Consider the following 17,094-nt stretch of genomic DNA (forward strand, 5'->3'; position numbering starts at 1 on the left):
CGGTCGTCCGCCGTCCCGAGAACCGCCGTGCTGGAGACTGATCAGTGCCGGAGGCCGATCAGTCTCCGCGCAGGTGGTGGCGCTTGCGCCAGGCCACCACCGCGCCGACCAGGGCCGGCAGCGCGATGAAGCCCATGGCGATCAGGAAGGCGGGGGAGGTCGGCGCCGAGGCCCGGGCGCCCGCGACGGCGTACGCGGCGGTGTTCGGGATCGATCCCAGGGCGGTGGCGAGGAGGAACGGCAGCCAGCTCATGCGGGAGACAGCCGCGCAGTAGTTCGCCGCCCAGAAGGGCACACCGGGGAAGAGCCGGGCCATCATCATCGTGCGGAAGCCGTGCCGGCTGAGCTGTCCGTCGGCCGCCTTCAGCCAGCGGGCGCGCAGCAGCGGGCGCAGCGCGTCCTGCCCGAGGATCCGGCCGAGTCCGAACGCCACGCCGGCGCCGAGCACCGTGCCCGCGAGCGCGGTACCGAGGCCCAGCTGCGAGCCGAAGAGCGCGCCCGCCGCGAGGTTGAGCAGCGGCCGGGGCACGAACGCCACCGTGCACAGTCCGTACGCCACCGCGAACACCACGGCCGCCGCGGCGCCGCTGAGCTGGGGCGGCCAGCCGTCGGAGAGCAGCCGCTGCGGTTCGAAGAGCAGCACGCTCGACGCGGCCACCGCGAGCAGCACCAGCAGCAGGGAGAGCCGGGACCAGGGCGAGAGCAGGACTCTCGTGCAACGGGCGGCGAGGCCCGTGGGTGTGGAGACGGCGAACTCCGCGGCGAGGGAGAGCTCAGCGACGGGAGCCGGGGGAACGGCTGTGGCGGTGCCCCCAGAGCGGGTGGTGGCATCGAGCATTCGGCGACACTAACCGACCCGTGTGTGTGATCGCCGTATGGTTCGTCTCATGGGCGTCACAGCTTCCGGAACGTCGGGTGCGCGGTTCGAGGTGCCGAACAGTTCCCTCGCGGACACCGTGCTGGAACGGCTCACCGCCACCTACGGCGCGGCGGCCGATCCGGAACGGGCCGTGTCCATGCGCGCGTACATGAAGGACATCGCCCCTTTCCTCGGTCTGACCACGCCCGATCGCCGCGCGCTGTCCCGCACGGTCCTCCTCGCAACAGCGGCCCCCGCAGAGGCCGATTGCACCGCCGTGGCCCTGCGCTGCTGGGCGTTGCCGGAGCGCGAGTACCAGTATTTCGCCGTCGACTACCTGCGCCGCCATGTGAGGCAACTCTCTTCCGGTTTCCTCCCGGTGACGCGCCATCTCGTCGTGACGGTCTCCTGGTGGGACACCGTCGACGCACTCGCCTCCCACGTGGTGGGAGGCCTCGTGGCCGCGGATCCGAAGCTGAGGAGCGACATGGACGCGTGGATCGAGGACGACGACCTGTGGGTCGCCCGTACGGCCCTGCTCCACCAGCTCCGTTACAAGGAGACGACCGACACCGAGCGGCTCTTCGCCTACTGCGTACGGCAGTCGGGGCATCCCGACTTCTTCGTCCGCAAGGCGATCGGCTGGTGTCTGCGCGAGTACGCGAAGACGGATCCGGAGGCGGTACGGGCCTTCGTCGCCCGGGAACGGGAGCGGCTCGCTCCCCTCTCCGTACGTGAGGCACTCAAGAACGTCGGCCCCTGACGCATCGGCAGAAACACCCGCCACATCTGCTTCGGTGGCGAGAAAAACCATTCGACGTGGCCGGATACGTCGGCGATGATCGCCTCATGTTCCGGCACGCCTTCCTCCTCGCAGCATCCGCAGTCGCGGATGCGCCGAAGGCTGCCGTCCCGATCATCGTGGCCGCCGTCGACGGCGCCCGAAGCTGACCCTTCCCGGATCGTCCGGCGGACCCCGCAGGGGGAGGGTCGGCAAGTCCTTGGGGTCCCCGTCCCGGCCGCTGAGCGCCGGGGCCATCACTCAGCTCCGCTGACACTCAAGAGGCTTCGAGGTACCGCCATGCCCAAGACGGCATACGTCCGCACCAAACCGCACCTGAACATCGGCACGATGGGTCACGTCGACCACGGCAAGACCACCCTGACCGCCGCCATCACCAAGGTCCTCGCCGAGCGCGGTTCCGGCAGCAGCACCCGATACGTGCCGTTCGACCGGATCGACCGGGCCCCGGAGGAGGCCGCGCGCGGCATCACCATCAACATCGCGCACGTCGAGTACGAGACCGACACCCGCCACTACGCGCACGTGGACATGCCGGGTCACGCCGACTACGTCAAGAACATGGTCACCGGCGCCGCGCAGCTCGACGGGGCGATCCTCGTCGTCTCCGCGCTCGACGGGATCATGCCGCAGACCGCCGAGCACGTGCTGCTCGCCCGGCAGGTGGGCGTCGACCACATCGTCGTCGCCCTGAACAAGGCCGACGCGGGCGACGAGGAACTCACCGACCTCGTGGAACTGGAGGTCCGCGAGCTGCTCTCCGCGCACGGCTACGGGGGCGAGTCCGTACCCGTCGTACGGGTGTCTGGCCTCAAGGCTCTTGAGGGGGACCCCCGTTGGACGGCGGCGATCGACGCGCTGCTCGACGCGGTGGACACCTATGTGCCCATGCCCGAGCGGTACCTCGACGCGCCGTTCCTGTTGCCGGTCGAGAACGTGCTCACGATCACCGGGCGCGGGACGGTCGTCACCGGCGCGGTCGAGCGCGGCACGATCCGGGTCGGCGACCGCGTCGAAGTGCTCGGCGCGGCCGTCGACACGGTGGTGATCGGCCTGGAGACCTTCGGCAAGCCCATGGACGAGGCGCAGGCGGGGGACAACGTGGCGCTGCTGCTGCGCGGGGTGCCCCGCGACGCCGTACGCCGCGGGCACATCGTCGCCGCGCCCGGCAGCGTCGTCCCCAGTCGCCGTTTCTCGGCCCAGGTGTACGTCCTGTCGACGGGCGAGGGCGGTCGTACGACGCCCGTCTCCACCGGGTACCGGCCGCAGTTCTACATCCGCACCGCGGACGTGGTCGGCGACGTCGACCTCGGCGAGCGGGCCCTCGCCCGGCCCGGCGACACCGTCACGATGGCGGTCGAACTCGGGCGCGAGGTGCCGCTGGAGCCGGGGCTCGGCTTCGCGATCCGCGAGGGCGGCCGGACGGTCGGCGCGGGGACGGTGACCTCGGTGGGCTGACGGCCGAGGGGCAGGACGAGGGTGCCCGCTCCCGCTACCGGGGGAGCGGGCACCGGCCCTTACCCATCGCCGTCGGAGAGGCCGCGGCCCGCGTGGGGTCCGGCAGCGACGACCGCGCGCCTGAAGGGGCGGCACAATGGACCCGTGGACGAGCCGATACCCGTGACACGGACCGTGGACCACGGAACCGCCAAGCTGATGCCGGACGTGGACAGGAAGCGGGCCTGGCTGCTCACGGTCGACGCCGCACCGCAGTCGTACGTCGATCTGGACGAGCCGACCCATCTGGAGTTCGAGTACGCCCGACGGCTCGGGCACGTCCTGGACACGGTCGTGGCGCCGGGACGGCCCCTGGACGTGCTCCACCTCGGCGGCGGAGCCCTGACGCTGCCCCGCTATGTGGCCGCGACCCGCCCCGGCTCACGGCAGGACGTGGTGGAGGCCGACCTGGGTCTGCTGGACCTGGTCCGCGAGTACCTGCCCGTGCCCGAGGACGCGGGCATCACGCTGCACGGCGCGGACGCGCGGGGCTGGCTCGAATCCGCCGCGCCCGCCTCCGCCGACATCGTGATCGCGGACGTCTTCGGGGGCGCGCGCGTCCCGGCGCACCTGACGTCCACGGCGTACGCGGGGGCCGCCGCGCGCGTGCTGCGCGAGGACGGCGTCTATCTGGCCAACCTCGCCGACGCCGCGCCCTTCGCCTTCCTGCGCTCTCAACTCGCCACGTTCGCGACCGTGTTCGAGGAGCTGTCCCTGATCGCCGAACCCGGTGTGCTGCGTGGCCGGCGCTTCGGCAACGCGGTACTTGTGGCCTCCCACCGCCCGCTCGACACGGCCGTCCTCGCCCGCCGCACGGCCGCCGACGCCTTCCCGGCTCGCGTCGAAAGCGGCGCCGCGCTGCGGGAGTTCATGGGCTCGGCCGCACCCGTGCGTGACGAGGACGCGGTTCCCTCACCCGAGCCGCCCGGCGGTGCCTTCAGCATCGGCTGACCGGCGCTCGAACTCCGCCACCGGTGGCCCGTGGGCCACCGCCTCGGTCCGCCGGGGCAGCCTGGGGTGTCATCGCCCTCGGGTGGCAGAGGATCATCGGTGGGCCGACCCGGCTACGTCACGCGACGTGGAGAGCCGGGCACACGGTGAGGCGCCCGTTGGGCTGGGGCCGTGCGGCCGTCGTTACCGCGAGGCGGCTTTGAGCTGAGCGGTGATCTTGTCCAGAGCCTTTTCGGCGGGGTGCTGTTTGATGAGCCCTTCACGGCCTGCGGCGCGGAGCTCCACCACCGCTGCGCCTTCGGGATCTGCGGCCACAAAGGCGGTCACAACGGTGGGGTTCAGGCCCCCGATCCCCACACCGACCACCGCTCGTACGGCGATGCCTCCGTTGTCCCGGGCCTCCGCGCCTATCAGGTTCCCTATGTCGGCCAGGGTCGTGTGGACCAGCTGGGAGACTGCCGTCACCGTTCCGGACAACTCGACAAGAGTGGTACTGACGTCCTTCTTTGTCCATTTGAAGCCTCGCGCGGCTCCACGAGCACCGCCCCGTGCCCCTGCTCGGCCCAAACCGTGCGTTCCGGTGGCCGCCCCTCCAGCGGCAGCTCCTATCGAGCCGCCCTTCGCACCGAGCTGCATCAGCGCGGCGAGCAGGAGCTCGTTCTCGCTGGCCTCATCGAACATGCCCGCCTCCTCAGCACCAACAAGACATGGCCCTACGACCAAAGTCACCCAGTCCTACCACTGGCCGGCAGCCTCCTCTAGATCGGCTGCCGCATGGGGTCCGGCGGCCGCAGCTCCATGGCCGGCCCGCAGGTCACCTCGCATACACAGCACCGCCGGGCAGCCCTGCGACTGCACGAGGACCGCACACCTGCGCGAGGGTCGGCCGCCGTCCGGCAGCTGTCCCCGTGCGGCGGGGGCTCAGGAACCCGTCGGGGTACCGTGCAGCCGTACCGTGCTGAGGATCTTTCGCACGGTCGCGTCCGGGACCTCGTCACTGACGCCCTTCGCGCCGTAGAACGACCAGGACACGAAGTCGCCCGCCGAGTTCTTGAAGCCGAACGAGGTCGCCGTGCCGTCGGAGTCGCACTTGCCCTTCTTGGGGACACCGGCCGTGTACGACGTCGCGACGCTGCCCTTGATGCCCGAAGCCGTCGTGTACGGCTGGGGCTTGCCGATCTTCAGCAGCTTCTCCGAGGCCTTCGCCTGGTCCGTGTAGCCGCCGAAGGCCCAGGAGGCCGAGTCGCCGCGGGCGATGGTGTCGGTGTTCTTGGCGCCGCTCTCCCCCTTGGTGCCGACCGCGGCCAGCGCCGTGTCGTCCGTGCGGCCGTCCTTGTCGTCGTCGGACGTGCACCACTTCTCCTTGAGGAAAGCGGGCGCGGACATGCCGATGTACGCGGAGCCGTCACCCTTCTGCTCGTCGTCGAAGCCGATGAACGTGCCGGGCGTGCGGACGTTCCAGTCCGGGGGGACGTCGAAGGCGGTGCCCCATTTGGGGTTGATGACGACCTTCCAGCCCGCGATCGTCGGCTTCTCCTCCTCGGCGCCGCGCGGGTTGTCACCGCTTCCGCTCGCACTGGGGGACGTGGAGGCGGACGCGCTGGGCGACTTGGACGCGTCCTTGCCCGCGTCGTCGTCCTTCTTGCTGCCGCCCAGGACGAGGAAGCCCGTCACACCGGCGGCCACGACCACGGCGGTGGCCGCCGTGATGGCGATGACCTTGGTCCTGTTTCCGCCACCGCCCGGCGGCTGGGGCGCGCCCGCGGGGGCCGGAGTTCCCCACTGGGGCTGACCCGGCTGGGGCCCGTAGGGGGCCGGCTGCTGCCCCGGCTGCGGGTACCCGGTCTGCTGGTATCCGGGCTGCTGATACGGATTCGGTTGCTGGTAACCCGGCTGCTGGTACGGGTTCTGGTCCTGCGGGTTCTGCTCGCCCCCGGGCGGCTGCTCTCCTGGCCACATGGGCCACAACCCTAGTGGCGCCTGCGACACGTTTCGGTCACCGGAGCTCGTCAGCCATGTACCGGTCAGGAATCGGGGGCGCATTTTTCGATTTCTTCACACTCGGCGACGGAGATCGACCGGTGGGCGCCTGTCGCGATTATCTACTCACGGGTAACATGTGGGTATGAACGCAGACCAGATGACGATCGGCGAGATGCTCACCGCCACGGTGCCGATGGCCCGGACACTGAACCTCGAGTTCGTGGAGACCACGCCGGACAAGGCCGTGGTGGCCCTGCCGGACCAGAGCGACTACCACAACCACGTCGGCGGGCCGCACGCCGGAGCGATGTTCACCCTCGGCGAGTCGGCGAGCGGGGCTATCGTCCTCGCCGCGTTCGGCGAGCAGCTGTCGCGCGCCGTGCCGCTCGCGGTCAGCGCCGAGATCGCGTACAAGAAGCTCGCGATGGGCCCCGTGACGGCCACCGCGATCCTCGGCCGCCCGGCCGCGGAGGTCATCGCCGAGCTCGACGCGGGTCAGCGCCCCGAGTTCCCCGTGGCCGTCACCATCCAGCGCGCGGACGGCGCCGTCACGGGCGAGATGACCGTCGTCTGGACCCTGCGGCCGAACGGCTGAGCCGAGCGAACGGAACGGCGGCGGGTCCGCCCGAACGCCACCCCCTGGCGCCGGCCGGGCCCGCCCGGCGTTCGTCGCCGTGTCACCGCCCCCGCGGCGCGGGGCCCGTGCTGCGGCGTACGACGAGCCGGACCGGCTCGATGTGATCGACCCGGGGCTCCGCCGAACCGTCGATGCGCGACAGCAGCAGCTGAAGCGAACGTCGGCCTGTCGCGGCGAAGTCGGTACGCACGGTCGTCAGCGGGGGCAGCATGTGGGCGGCCTCGGGGATGTCGTCGTAGCCGACGACGCTGACGTCGTCAGGAACGGGCCGCCCGGCCTCGTGCAGGGCGCGCAGCGCGCCGAGCGCCATCTGGTCGTTGGAGGCGAACACCGCCGTGACCTCGGGGCGCGCGGCCAGCCGGCGGCCCAGCGCGTACCCGGAGTCCGCGCTCCAGTCGCCGAAGAGCGGCTCGGGAACTTCGGCCCCCGCCGCCCGAAGGGTGTCCCGCCACGCTTCCAGTCGGTGCTCGGCGGACAGCCAGCCCGTGGGGCCCGCGATGTGGTGAACCGTGCCGTGGCCGAGCTTCAGCAGGTGTGCGGTGGCTTGCCGCGCCCCGTCGCGGGAGTCCGCGGTGACGTAGGAGGCGTCGTCCCCGAGGTCGTTCTCCAGGACCATCAGGGGGACGTCGAGCGCCGCCTCCGCCAGGGCCCTGCCCACCCAGCGCTGCGGTGCGATGGCGAGCAGGCCGTCCGCCCCCTCGGCCGACAGCGTGTGCACGGCACGCACCAGGGTGTCCCGGTCGGCCGTGTCGAGCGCGATGGAACTGACCAGGTAACCGGCTTCCTGGGCGGCGGAGTTGATCGCGGTCAGGATGGAGGCGGGCCCGTAGCGCGCCGCGTCGAACGAGATCACCCCGAGCATCCGCGTCCTGCCACTGGCCAGGGAGCGCGCGCTGCGGCTCGGCCGGTAGCCGAGTGTGCGCATGGCGGCCACGACCGCCTCCCGGGTCTCGGGCCGCACCGCGGGACTGTCGTTGAGCACCCGGGAGACCGTCTGTTTCGAGACACCGGCCAGACGGGCCACGTCGTCCATCACCGGGCGCGCCCCCGCGAAGCTGCGCCGGCTGCGTCCCCTGGGGCCCTCGGTTCCCTGGGGGGCGGCGCCGTCCGTGGCACCTCGGGTCATGGGGGCGCATCCTCCGACGTCACGGCGGCGGTCTGTCCCGATCCGCCCGGCAGGCCCACAGGATAGGGCCCGCCTGGCGCGTCGGCCGCCTAGGCCGTCTCCGTCGTGATCGCCCAGGCGCGGGTGGTCACCCACTCGACGCGCCACACGGCCGCCCGTCCCGTGACGTCGCCCGCCTGCTCGGGCACGTACACCGGAGCACCTGCTTCCCGGGGCAGCAGTCGCAGCGTCAGGCCATGGGTGCGCAGGGCTTCGGAGGGGAGCCGGTCGAGACCGAGGTCCCAGACGCGGCCGGAGAAGAACTGATCGGCGACGAGGGTGTCCCCGACGTACGCGCGGCCCACGTCGCCCGTCCAGTGAAAGCGCAGGAGGGTGCCGGACGGTTCACGCAGCAGCTCGTCCGGGACCTCCACGCGGTACTCGGCCGCGGAGGTCGTGAAGTGCTCGTCCGCCGGGGCGCTCGCCCGGCCCAGAGGGCCCTTCGTGAGCGCGGGCGGCGGTCCCGCGGGGCGCACCAGGGTGGCGGCGAGCGCGGTGTCCTCGGCGTCGACCCCTTCGGCGATCGTGCAGCGAGTGAACGGGCCGTCGGCCGTCGTCGACAGCGGAGTGCCGGCCACCGTCAACAGCCCTTCCGGCGCGGGGAGTACGGCGAAGGAGGGCCGCGTCGCCGAGCTGTGCACGCGAAGTCCGCCCTGGTCGAAGACGACCCCGTCCGGGCAGAGCACCAGCCGCTCGGCGCCCCAGGCCGTGCCCCGGTAGGCGGTGCGCGCGCTGTCGGCGTCGAGCACGAGCAGGCCGATGGCGTCGCCGTCCGCGGTCTTCACCTGGACCAGGGCGTCGGTGCCCGGGCGCAGACCGGTGATCAGGATCCGGTCGCCGGCCTCGGTGACCTCGCCGGAGGGCGTGTCGACGGACGCGACCGTGCCCGCGTCCAGGGCGAGTTCGACCGGAACGCCGTCGGTGGCGGCCAGCACCAGGACCGTACGCCCGTCGTCCTGGACCCGGCACACCGGCTGGGCGGTGGCCCAGTCGAGCCGCAGACCGGCGACGTCCAGACGCAGCGGCCAGCAGAAGTACGCGCCGGTCGGGACGGTGACCGGGGCGCTGGGCAACGTCAGGGCGGGAGCGTCGGGGAAGTCGACCCTGAAGGTCGTGCCCGGGTGGGCCGGCAGCGGCTCGTGCGGCTGGTGGTTGTTGACGAACAGGAAGCCGGAGGCGCCGTCGCCGCGCACCGCCCAGCGCAGGGTGTCCCGGTCAGACTGGGAGGTGGGCTGCCGCTCGGGCAGCACGGACTCCATGGGGGCGATCAGGTCGCCGAAGTCGGCCAGCAGCAGGTGCTGGAGGCGCAGTGCGTGGTACGAGGGCCGGACCTGGCCGTACTCGCCCAGCGGCGCCTGGAAGTCGTAGGTGAGGACGGGCAGGTCGTTGGGGTAGCCGGTGGCGTGGGACTCCTGGAGCGTGGTGAGTTCACCCGCCGGGTTCGTGCCGCCGTGGAACATGTAGTAGCCCTGCCAGACCGAACCACAGCCGATCTTGGTGAGGCCGAGCGCCCCGATGTCGTCGGGCTCGACGCGCGGCCTGCGGTGGTAGGCGACGGCCATGCCGCCGCCGAGCTCGCAGGTGGCCCAGGGAAAGCGGTCCGTGGGCGTGGGGTCGCCGCCGCGTACGGTCGTCGGGCGCAGGTCGGCGCCGATGCCCTCGTCGTCGCGCTGATGGGTGAAGAAGAAGTGCTTGCGGCAGGTGTCCGGCCAGCCGCCGTCCGCCTCCGTCCAGAACGTCTCGGTGTAGCCGCCGTACAGCGGGAGCAGTTCGTCGGGCGGCAGTCGGACCCCGCCCCACGCCGTGGACGTCCACAGCGGCGCGCTCAGACCTGCCTCCTGGGCCATCCGCTTCAGGGTGAGGAGGTGGCCGGGCTGGTCGTAGAGCTCGTTCTCGATCTGGATCGCGACGATCGGACCGCCGTGCGCCCGGTCCAGCCCGCGCAGCTGTTGCGCGATCGCCGTGAACCAGCCGCGGACGGGCTCCAGATAGGCGGGGTCGTCGGTGCGGGGCGCGCTGGTGCGGGCGAGCAGCCAGTCCGGGAAGCCGCCGTTGCGGGCCTCCGCGTGGCACCAGGGGCCGATGCGCGGGATGAAGTCCAGGCCGTGCCGGGCGCACAACTCGGCGAAGCGCCGCAGATCGCGGTCGCCGTCGAAGCGGACGCGGCCCTCGATCTCCTCGTGGTGGATCCAGATGACGTAACTGGCGACGACGGTGACCCCGCCCGCCTTCATCTTCAGCAGCTCCTCCTCCCAGTCCTGGGCCGGGTAGCGCGCGTAGTGGAACTCGCCGGAGACCGGGAACCAGGGGCGGCCGCCGCGCGTGAGGTAGCGGCTGGTCACCTCGATGGGGTCGGGCGCCCCCGGGGCGTCGGTGAAGGGGAGATGGCCGGTCAGGGGCGGTGCGGGGGGCGCGGGGACGCGCAGGAGATGCGGCATCGGGACTTCTCCGGTCCGGGTTGGGGGCGGGTGTCGGTTTCGGCGGGGTGCGGGTGCGGCGCGGTGCGGTGCGAGTGCGGGTGCGACGGGGTGCGGGCGCGGTGGGGTGGGGGCACTCGTCCCCGGTCCCAGTCCCAGTCCCAGTCCCGGTCCCGGTCCCGCTCTTGAGCCTGGGACTCGGGGTTTGGGAGCGTTCCCAGACTCAGTGATGTTATCGGTAACATCGAGCGCGTCAAGGGACTTTGGGGCCGATGGCGGAACGGCCCCGGAAGGCCGTGGTCCGCGTCGCGCCGGACCTCCCGCGGGCCGGGCGACGCCCTCGGAAACACCGGGGCCAAGTGGCGTTCCGCCTGTTCCGGAGGCGTTCACGGCGAGGCCACGCCCGTGTCCCCGCGGCCTGGCTGAGTGGTTCCAGCAAGTGAATCGCTCGGAGGCACCGGAGGGTCGCCCCATGGCCGGAACCGAACCCGTATCCGCCCCCGTCAACCGTCGTCGATTTCTGCTCGCCTCGGGCGCCACGGCAGCGGCCGGCGTCGCCGGAACCAGCGCGGGGGCGCTTTTGCCGCGCCAGCGCCAACAGCCCGCCGTCGAGCCCGCCGCACGGACCGTCGTCCAGCCACCGCCCCGCAGCGCCCCCCGGGCGGCGCCCTACGCCCTGACCACCCTGGAGACGACGGCCCGCCTCGGCGGCAGCGCACACACCGGCACCTACCGACGGCTGGTCTCGGGCCCCGGCTGGCCTCTGGTCGTCCGCAAGGAGCTCGCCACGCCCGGTGCCGGGCGGCAGGACCGGCGTACCCCGCTCGCGTGCTTCGTACAGTTCACCGACCTCCATCTCGCCGACGTGCAGAACCCGCTGCGCACCGAGTTCCTGCGCTCGCGCGGCGCCTCGTCGTGGCGGGCGCAGGAGGCGCTGACGGTGGCCGGGGCGGTCGCGCTCGTCGAGCAGGTGAACGGGCTCGGCGGTGGACCGAACACCAGGCTGCGCCCCGCTTTCGTGATGACCACGGGCGACAACGTCGACAACAACTCCGCGATCGAGCTGGAGTGGTTCCTGACCGTGATGAGCGGTGGCCGGATCACGCCGAACACCGGTGACCCGCGGGCGTACGAAGGCGCCCAGAACTCCGGTCTCCCCCTGTACTGGCACCCCGGGGACCCCCACGTGCGCGACCTGGACAAGCGGCGCGGGCTGCCCCTGATCCCCGGCTTCCTCGCCGCGGCCACCCGCCCGATCACCAGCCCTGGGCTGCGCATCCCCTGGTACTCCACGGTCGGCAACCACGACGACCTGCCCGGCGGCTGCCTATCGCCCGCGCTGAACGACTTCGCCGTCGGGTCCCGCAAACTGTTGTCGGTGTCCGCCGCGGACGCGGCCGCCTATGCCAAGGCGCTCGGGTCGGGCGACGATCCGAAGAGCGAGGTGCTCAAGGCGATCCTGACCAGGAACGCGGCCTCGGCGCGGACCGTGACCGCCGACGAGCGGCGCCGGCTGTGTACCCCGCACGACTATCTGTCCGCGCATCTCGACCCCGCTCACGCCGGTGCCGGTCCGGTCGGCCACGGCTACACCCAGGACAACCTGGACGGCGAGCGGATGTACTACTCCTTCAAGGTGGCCGAGAACGTCCTCGGCATCAGCATCGACACGACGTACCGCAGCGGCCACTACGAGGGTTCACTCGGCAGCGACCAACTCCGCTGGCTGGAAAGGACCCTGGCGGCGCACAGCTCCCGGTCCTACGACGCGGACGGCCGACTCGTCCGCAACACCGGGGCCGACGACGCCCACATCCTGGTCTTCAGCCACCACCACAGCCCCAGCATGACCCGCCGTCCCGACGCCGCCCGTACGGACGAGCCGCGCCACGACGGAGCGGAGGTCATCGCCCTGCTCAGCCGGTTCCCGAACGTGGTGGCCTGGATCAACGGGCACAGTCACGTCAACCGGATCACGCCGCACGAGCACGCGACGCCCGCCCGCTCCTTCTGGGAGGTCAACACCGCCTCCCACGTGGACTATCCGCACCACGCCCGGCTGATCGAGCTGACCGACAACGGGGACGGGACGGTGTCCCTGTTCACCACCCTCGTCGAGTCCGCCGCGCCGCACCGCACCGCCCGGGACTTCGACGACCTGTCCGCGGTGGGACTCGCCTCTCTGTACCGGGAAGTGGCCTACAACGCTCCGGGCCTCGCCGAGAGCATGAAGGGCGGCGTCCAGGAGGGCTGGGCGGGCGGTGCCGGGGACCGCAACGCGGAACTGGTGGTGGCGGGAGGCCCGGCGGCGGCATGACCCGCCCTCGCCGCGGGGTCCGTGCTGCGGTTCCTACCGCGGTCCCCGCGGCGCTCCCTACGGCGCTCGCTGCTGTGGTCCCTGCGGCGCTCCCCGCTGTGGTCCCTTCGGTTGTTGTCGGGGTGTCGGCGGTTCTTGTTCATTTCATTGACACGAGTCACCGACGGTCATAGTTTTCGCGCCGTACTCGTGCCGTGTGACGACGTGTCACGTCCCGCTGATGCCTGGTGTGTTCAAGGGCCGAACGCGGCCGTTGTCGTCGGCGCGTGTACCCGCGGTTCACGACGGCGTGTCCGCGCACCGAAGGAGTGACGGCTCATGTCCCACGCTGCTTCCGATGGGTTCTCCCGGCGTTCGACCCTGCGTCTGCTGGGTGGCGCCATCGCGGTCGCCGCGGCGGCCACCACCGCGGCCGGTCCCGTTCCGCTCGCCCGGGCGGAGTCCAGATCCGGCGCCGGCCCTCGCCTGGAGGGTTTGATAGTCAAACTCACCCTTGACGAGAAGATCTCCCTGCTGCACGGTGCCACCGACCCCGCCTCGCTCGGCCAGGCCGGATACGTACCCGGAGTACCCCGCCTCGGTATCCCCCCGCTCCGCCTGGCCGACGGCCCCGCCGGAGTCCGTGTCACCCGGCACGCCACGGCCCTGCCCGCCCCGGTGCTTCTCGCCTCGGCCTTCGACCCCGGCCTGGCCCGCCGCTACGGGCAGGTCATCGGGCGCGAGGGCCGTGCCCTCGGCCAGGACGTACTGCTCTCCCCGATGGTCAACCTCATCCGCACCCCGTACGCGGGCCGCAACTTCGAGACCTTCAGCGAGGACCCGCTGCTCGCCGGTGACCTGGTGGCGGCCGAGATCCGCGGCATCCAGGGCGAGGGCCTCATCGCGACCGTCAAGCACTTCGCGCTGAACAACCAGGAGCAGGACCGCATGTCCATCGACGTGCGGGCCGACGAGCAGACCATGCACGAGGTCGAACTGCGCGGCTTCGAGGCGGCCGTCGCCGCCCGCACCGGCGCGGTCATGGGTGCGTACAACAAGGTCAACGGCACCTTCGCCTGCGAGAACAAGACGCTCCTCACCGACATCCTGCGCGAGCGGTGGGGTTTCGGCGGCTGGGTGATGACCGACTGGTTCGCGGCCCACAGCACCGTCACCGCCCTCACCGCGGGCCTCGACATGGAGATGCCGGACGGGACGTACTTCGGGGCCGCCCTGAAGACCGCCGTGCAGAGCGGAGCCGTGGCCGAGTCCTACGTCGACCGGGCCGTACGCCGCGTCCTCGCCGTGATGGACCGCTTCGGGCTGCTCGACGGCAGCGTGCCGCCCCGTCCCGCCCGTGACCCGAAGGCGGGCGCGGCCGTCGCCCTGGAGGTCGCCAAGGCGGGCGCGACGCTCCTGCGCAACGAACGACACGCACTGCCCCTGACCGGCGCCGCCGCCCGCAGCATCGCCGTCGTCGGGCCCACCGGCTCCCTGCCGTTCATCAGCGGCGGCGGCAGCGCGCACGTCGTCCCGGACCACGCCGACAGCCCGCTCGACGCCATCCGCTCCCGCGCGGGAGGCGGCGCCCGGGTGTCGTACGCGCTCGGTGAGGACCTGTTCGGCAAGGCGATCCCCGACGGGGCGCTGACCGCGGGCATCGACACCGAGGGCCAGCGTGTCGCCGCCGGAGGGGCCTGGACGTACACGGGGACCCTCACCGTCGCGGACGCCGACGAGTGGACCTTCGTCATCCACTACTCCGGCATCCGGCCCACGGTGCTCGTCGACGGCGTCGAGCTCTTCCCGCCGCTGCCCGGCTTCGGCGAGTACTTCAGCGGCGGTCTGGTCTCCGCAGCGCCCGACGGACTCGCCGTGCGCCGCAAGGCCCTGAACCTCTCCCGGGGCGCGCACCAGGTCTCCATCACCGCGCAGGGCGCCGACACGGGACAGCTGTTCCGGCTGCGGCGTATCACCGGCGCGACCCGCGCGCAGGACGTCGCCGAGGCGGTCGACGCCGCGCGCGCCGCCTACAGCGTCGTCCTCTTCGCCTACGAGGACGCCACCGAGGGCCTGGACCGCGGCACCCTCGCGCTGCCCGGCAACCAGGAGCGGCTGATCAAGGCCGTCGCCGCGGCCAACCCCCGGACGGCCGTCGTCCTCAACACCTCCTCCTCGACCTCGATGCCCTGGCTGGAGGGCACGGCCGCCGTGCTCCAGATGTACTACCCGGGCCAGGAGGGCGCGGCCGCCACCGCCGCCGTCCTGTTCGGCGACTGCGATCCCGGCGGCCGGCTCACCCAGTCCTTCGCGGTCGACGACGCCCACCACCCGGTCGCCGGCGACCCGCACCGCTATCCCGGCGTGAACGGCACCGAGGAGTACTCGGAGGGGATCCACGTCGGCTACCGCTGGTACGACGCGCAGGGCGTGCGTCCGCTGTTCCCCTTCGGGCATGGACTCTCGTACACCTCGTTCGCGTACGAGGATCTGCGGGTCCGGGGGAGGGAGGTCGGCTTCACCGTGCGCAACACCGGGCGGCGCGACGGTGTCGAGGTGGCGCAGGTCTACCTGGGGCCGTCGCCCGATCTCCGGCTCGACCAGGCCGTACGGGTGCTGGCCGGGTACCGGCGGCTGACGCTGCGAGCGGGGGAGCGACGACGGGTGACGGTGCGCCTGGACCCGCGCACGCTGTCGTCCTGGGACGCGGGGCGGCACGACTGGGTCCTCGGCACCGGGCGGCGCGCGGTGTGGGTGGGGTCGTCGTCGCGGGACCTGCGGCTGCACGGCAGCGTGGGGGTGGGCGCGTGAACTGGGGGCAGACCGCCCGGTCCGGCCGCCTGCGCGCGCTGGTGGTGGGGGCGACGGTCTTCGCCGCCGCGCTCGCCGCCCCGACCCCGGCACCGGCCAACGCCGCCCCGACCCCTGCCCTTGCCGCCGCGGCCCCGGCGCACGCCGCGCAGGGCCCGACCGTCGTGCGCACCGCCGCCGGCCTGGTCCGGGGCGAAGTCACCGCCGAGGGACGCCAGTTCCTCGGCATCCCGTACGCACAGCCGCCCGTCGGCGCTCTCCGCTGGAGGAACCCGGAGCCGGTCGCACCCTGGCGCGGTGTGCGCACCGCACGGGACTTCGGCAACCGGTGTGTGCAGACAGCCAGTTGGGACCCCGGCTACGAGCGGCCCAGCCACACCGAGGACTGCCTCGACCTCAATGTGTACGTCCCCGAAGGCGCCGGAAGCCGGCCGGTGATGGTCTGGCTGCACGGCGGGGGGCTCACCGCGGGCGCGGGCGAGGACATCGTGCCCGACACCTTCGCCCGCCAGACCGGCACGGTCGTCGTGACCGTCAACTACCGCCTCGGCGCCATGGGATTCCTGGCCACGGCCGGACTCGACGGCGAGGCACGCGACGGGGTCTCGGGCAACTTCGGGATGCTCGACCAACTGGCCGCGCTGCGCTGGGTGCGCGCCGACATCGGCCGCTTCGGCGGTGATCCCGGCCGCGTCACCGTCGCGGGCGAGTCGGCGGGCGGACGTTCGGTCTGCACCCAGCTTGCCTCGCCGACCTCGAAGGGCCTGTACCGGGCGGGGATCGTCGAGAGCGGCGCCTACGGGAACTGCTCGGCGCGCACCCATGAGGCGGCCGTGACCGCAGGGGCGGCCTTCGCGCGGAAGGTGGGCTGCGCCGATCTGTCGGCGGCGTGTCTGCGCGGCAAGTCGTCCGCGGAGATCCTCGCCGCCCAGGGCGGATTCGACTGGGGGCCCGTCGTGGGCGGCGCCTTCCTGCCGGTACAGCCCTTCGAGGCGTACGCGAAGGGGGCCGCGGCCCGTGTCCCCGTGCTGAACGGGGCGAACGAGGACGAGGGGCGGCTGTTCGCGTTCGCCCGGTTCGATCATGCCGGCACCCCGCTCACCGCCGAGGGGTACCCGGCGGTCGTGAAGGAGGCCTGGGGCGTCGATCCGGGCGAGCGTGTGCTCGAGCGCTATCCGCTCGACGGCTACCCGTCGCCGACCCTCGCCTACGCCACCGCCTTCGGTGACTACCTCATGGCGTGTCCGGCGCTGCGGCTCGACGCGGTGCTCGCCGGGCGCGGGCCCGTGTACGCGTACGAGTTCGCCGACCGCACCTCGCCGCCGTTCGCCTCGCTGCGCGATCTCCACACGGGCTTCGACTTCGGGGCGACCCATGTGAACGAGGTGCAGTACCTCTTCAAGCACTTCGGGCTCATCACCCCGCTGAACGCGGAGCAGCGGGTGCTGTCGCGACAGATGATCCAGTACTGGGGGTCCTTCGTCAGGGGCGGGGTGCCGCGGGCCGACGGGCAGCCCGCGATGCCCGGCGGAGCCGGTCCGGTGCTCTCGCTGCGGACCGCCTCCCGGGGCGGAAACATCGTGAGTACGACCGTCCACCGGGAGCATCGGTGCGACCTGTGGGACGCCGCCGCGCGAGGCTGAGCGGTAGGCTTCCCGGCGTGTGCCCCTCGTCGC

12 protein-coding genes are annotated in these 17,094 nt (G+C 72.3%); 7 read left to right on the plus strand and 5 right to left on the minus strand.

What is annotated here, in order from left to right; genetic code table 11:
* Positions 1 to 58 precede the first annotated feature (58 nt).
* Complete coding sequence (locus ACIRA5_RS00800) at positions 59 to 838, minus strand: TVP38/TMEM64 family protein (RefSeq protein ID WP_403686004.1); 780 nt, start codon at positions 836 to 838, stop codon at positions 59 to 61.
* A 49-nt stretch (positions 839 to 887) separates the two neighbouring features.
* Between ACIRA5_RS00800 and ACIRA5_RS00805 the strand changes: the two genes are divergently transcribed.
* From ACIRA5_RS00805 to ACIRA5_RS00815, 3 genes are all read left to right on the plus strand, one after another.
* Positions 888 to 1,622, plus strand: coding sequence for a DNA alkylation repair protein (locus ACIRA5_RS00805; RefSeq protein WP_403686006.1), 735 nt, complete (start codon positions 888 to 890; stop codon positions 1,620 to 1,622).
* Between the two features lie 318 nt (positions 1,623 to 1,940).
* Entirely contained in the window at positions 1,941 to 3,119 is a 1,179-nt protein-coding gene (gene tuf, locus ACIRA5_RS00810) for an elongation factor Tu (protein WP_403686007.1), read from the plus strand.
* Between the two features lie 144 nt (positions 3,120 to 3,263).
* Positions 3,264 to 4,109, plus strand: coding sequence for a spermidine synthase (locus tag ACIRA5_RS00815; RefSeq protein WP_403686008.1), 846 nt, complete (start codon positions 3,264 to 3,266; stop codon positions 4,107 to 4,109).
* A 183-nt stretch (positions 4,110 to 4,292) separates the two neighbouring features.
* Here the strand turns inward: ACIRA5_RS00815 and ACIRA5_RS00820 are convergent, their stop codons facing one another.
* The gene (locus tag ACIRA5_RS00820) at positions 4,293 to 4,790 is read right to left on the minus strand and encodes a hypothetical protein (RefSeq protein WP_403686010.1); all 498 of its coding nucleotides are present in this window, start codon (positions 4,788 to 4,790) and stop codon (positions 4,293 to 4,295) included.
* A 240-nt stretch (positions 4,791 to 5,030) separates the two neighbouring features.
* Positions 5,031 to 6,068 (minus strand): hypothetical protein, encoded by a 1,038-nt coding sequence (locus tag ACIRA5_RS00825; protein WP_403686011.1) that lies wholly within the window; start codon positions 6,066 to 6,068, stop codon positions 5,031 to 5,033.
* A gap of 181 nt (positions 6,069 to 6,249) precedes the next feature.
* On the opposite strand from ACIRA5_RS00825, the gene ACIRA5_RS00830 reads away from it, so the two are divergent.
* Positions 6,250 to 6,687, plus strand: a complete 438-nt coding sequence (locus ACIRA5_RS00830) for a DUF4442 domain-containing protein (protein ID WP_403687174.1) — start codon at positions 6,250 to 6,252, stop codon at positions 6,685 to 6,687.
* An 82-nt stretch (positions 6,688 to 6,769) separates the two neighbouring features.
* Here the strand turns inward: ACIRA5_RS00830 and ACIRA5_RS00835 are convergent, their stop codons facing one another.
* Positions 6,770 to 7,855, minus strand: a complete 1,086-nt coding sequence (locus ACIRA5_RS00835) for a LacI family DNA-binding transcriptional regulator (RefSeq protein ID WP_403686012.1) — start codon at positions 7,853 to 7,855, stop codon at positions 6,770 to 6,772.
* Positions 7,856 to 7,944: 89 nt separating this feature from the next.
* Positions 7,945 to 10,332 (minus strand): beta-galactosidase, encoded by a 2,388-nt coding sequence (locus ACIRA5_RS00840; protein ID WP_403686014.1) that lies wholly within the window; start codon positions 10,330 to 10,332, stop codon positions 7,945 to 7,947.
* Between the two features lie 451 nt (positions 10,333 to 10,783).
* Here ACIRA5_RS00840 and ACIRA5_RS00845 point away from each other — a divergent pair, with 451 nt between their 5' ends.
* The 3 genes from ACIRA5_RS00845 (at position 10,784) to ACIRA5_RS00855 (ending at position 17,061) form a co-directional block, all read left to right on the plus strand.
* The gene (locus ACIRA5_RS00845) at positions 10,784 to 12,628 is read left to right on the plus strand and encodes a TIGR03767 family metallophosphoesterase (protein WP_403686016.1); all 1,845 of its coding nucleotides are present in this window, start codon (positions 10,784 to 10,786) and stop codon (positions 12,626 to 12,628) included.
* Between the two features lie 318 nt (positions 12,629 to 12,946).
* Positions 12,947 to 15,418 (plus strand): beta-glucosidase, encoded by a 2,472-nt coding sequence (locus ACIRA5_RS00850; protein ID WP_403686017.1) that lies wholly within the window; start codon positions 12,947 to 12,949, stop codon positions 15,416 to 15,418.
* Positions 15,415 to 17,061: a carboxylesterase/lipase family protein gene (locus tag ACIRA5_RS00855; RefSeq protein ID WP_403686018.1), complete on the plus strand. Its 1,647-nt coding sequence runs from the start codon at positions 15,415 to 15,417 to the stop codon at positions 17,059 to 17,061. Before ACIRA5_RS00850 ends, ACIRA5_RS00855 begins: the two co-directional genes overlap by 4 nt.
* The last annotated feature ends 33 nt before the right edge of the window (positions 17,062 to 17,094 follow it).

The organism is Streptomyces sp. NPDC096311, from assembly GCF_044763085.1.
GTDB lineage: Bacteria > Actinomycetota > Actinomycetes > Streptomycetales > Streptomycetaceae > Streptomyces.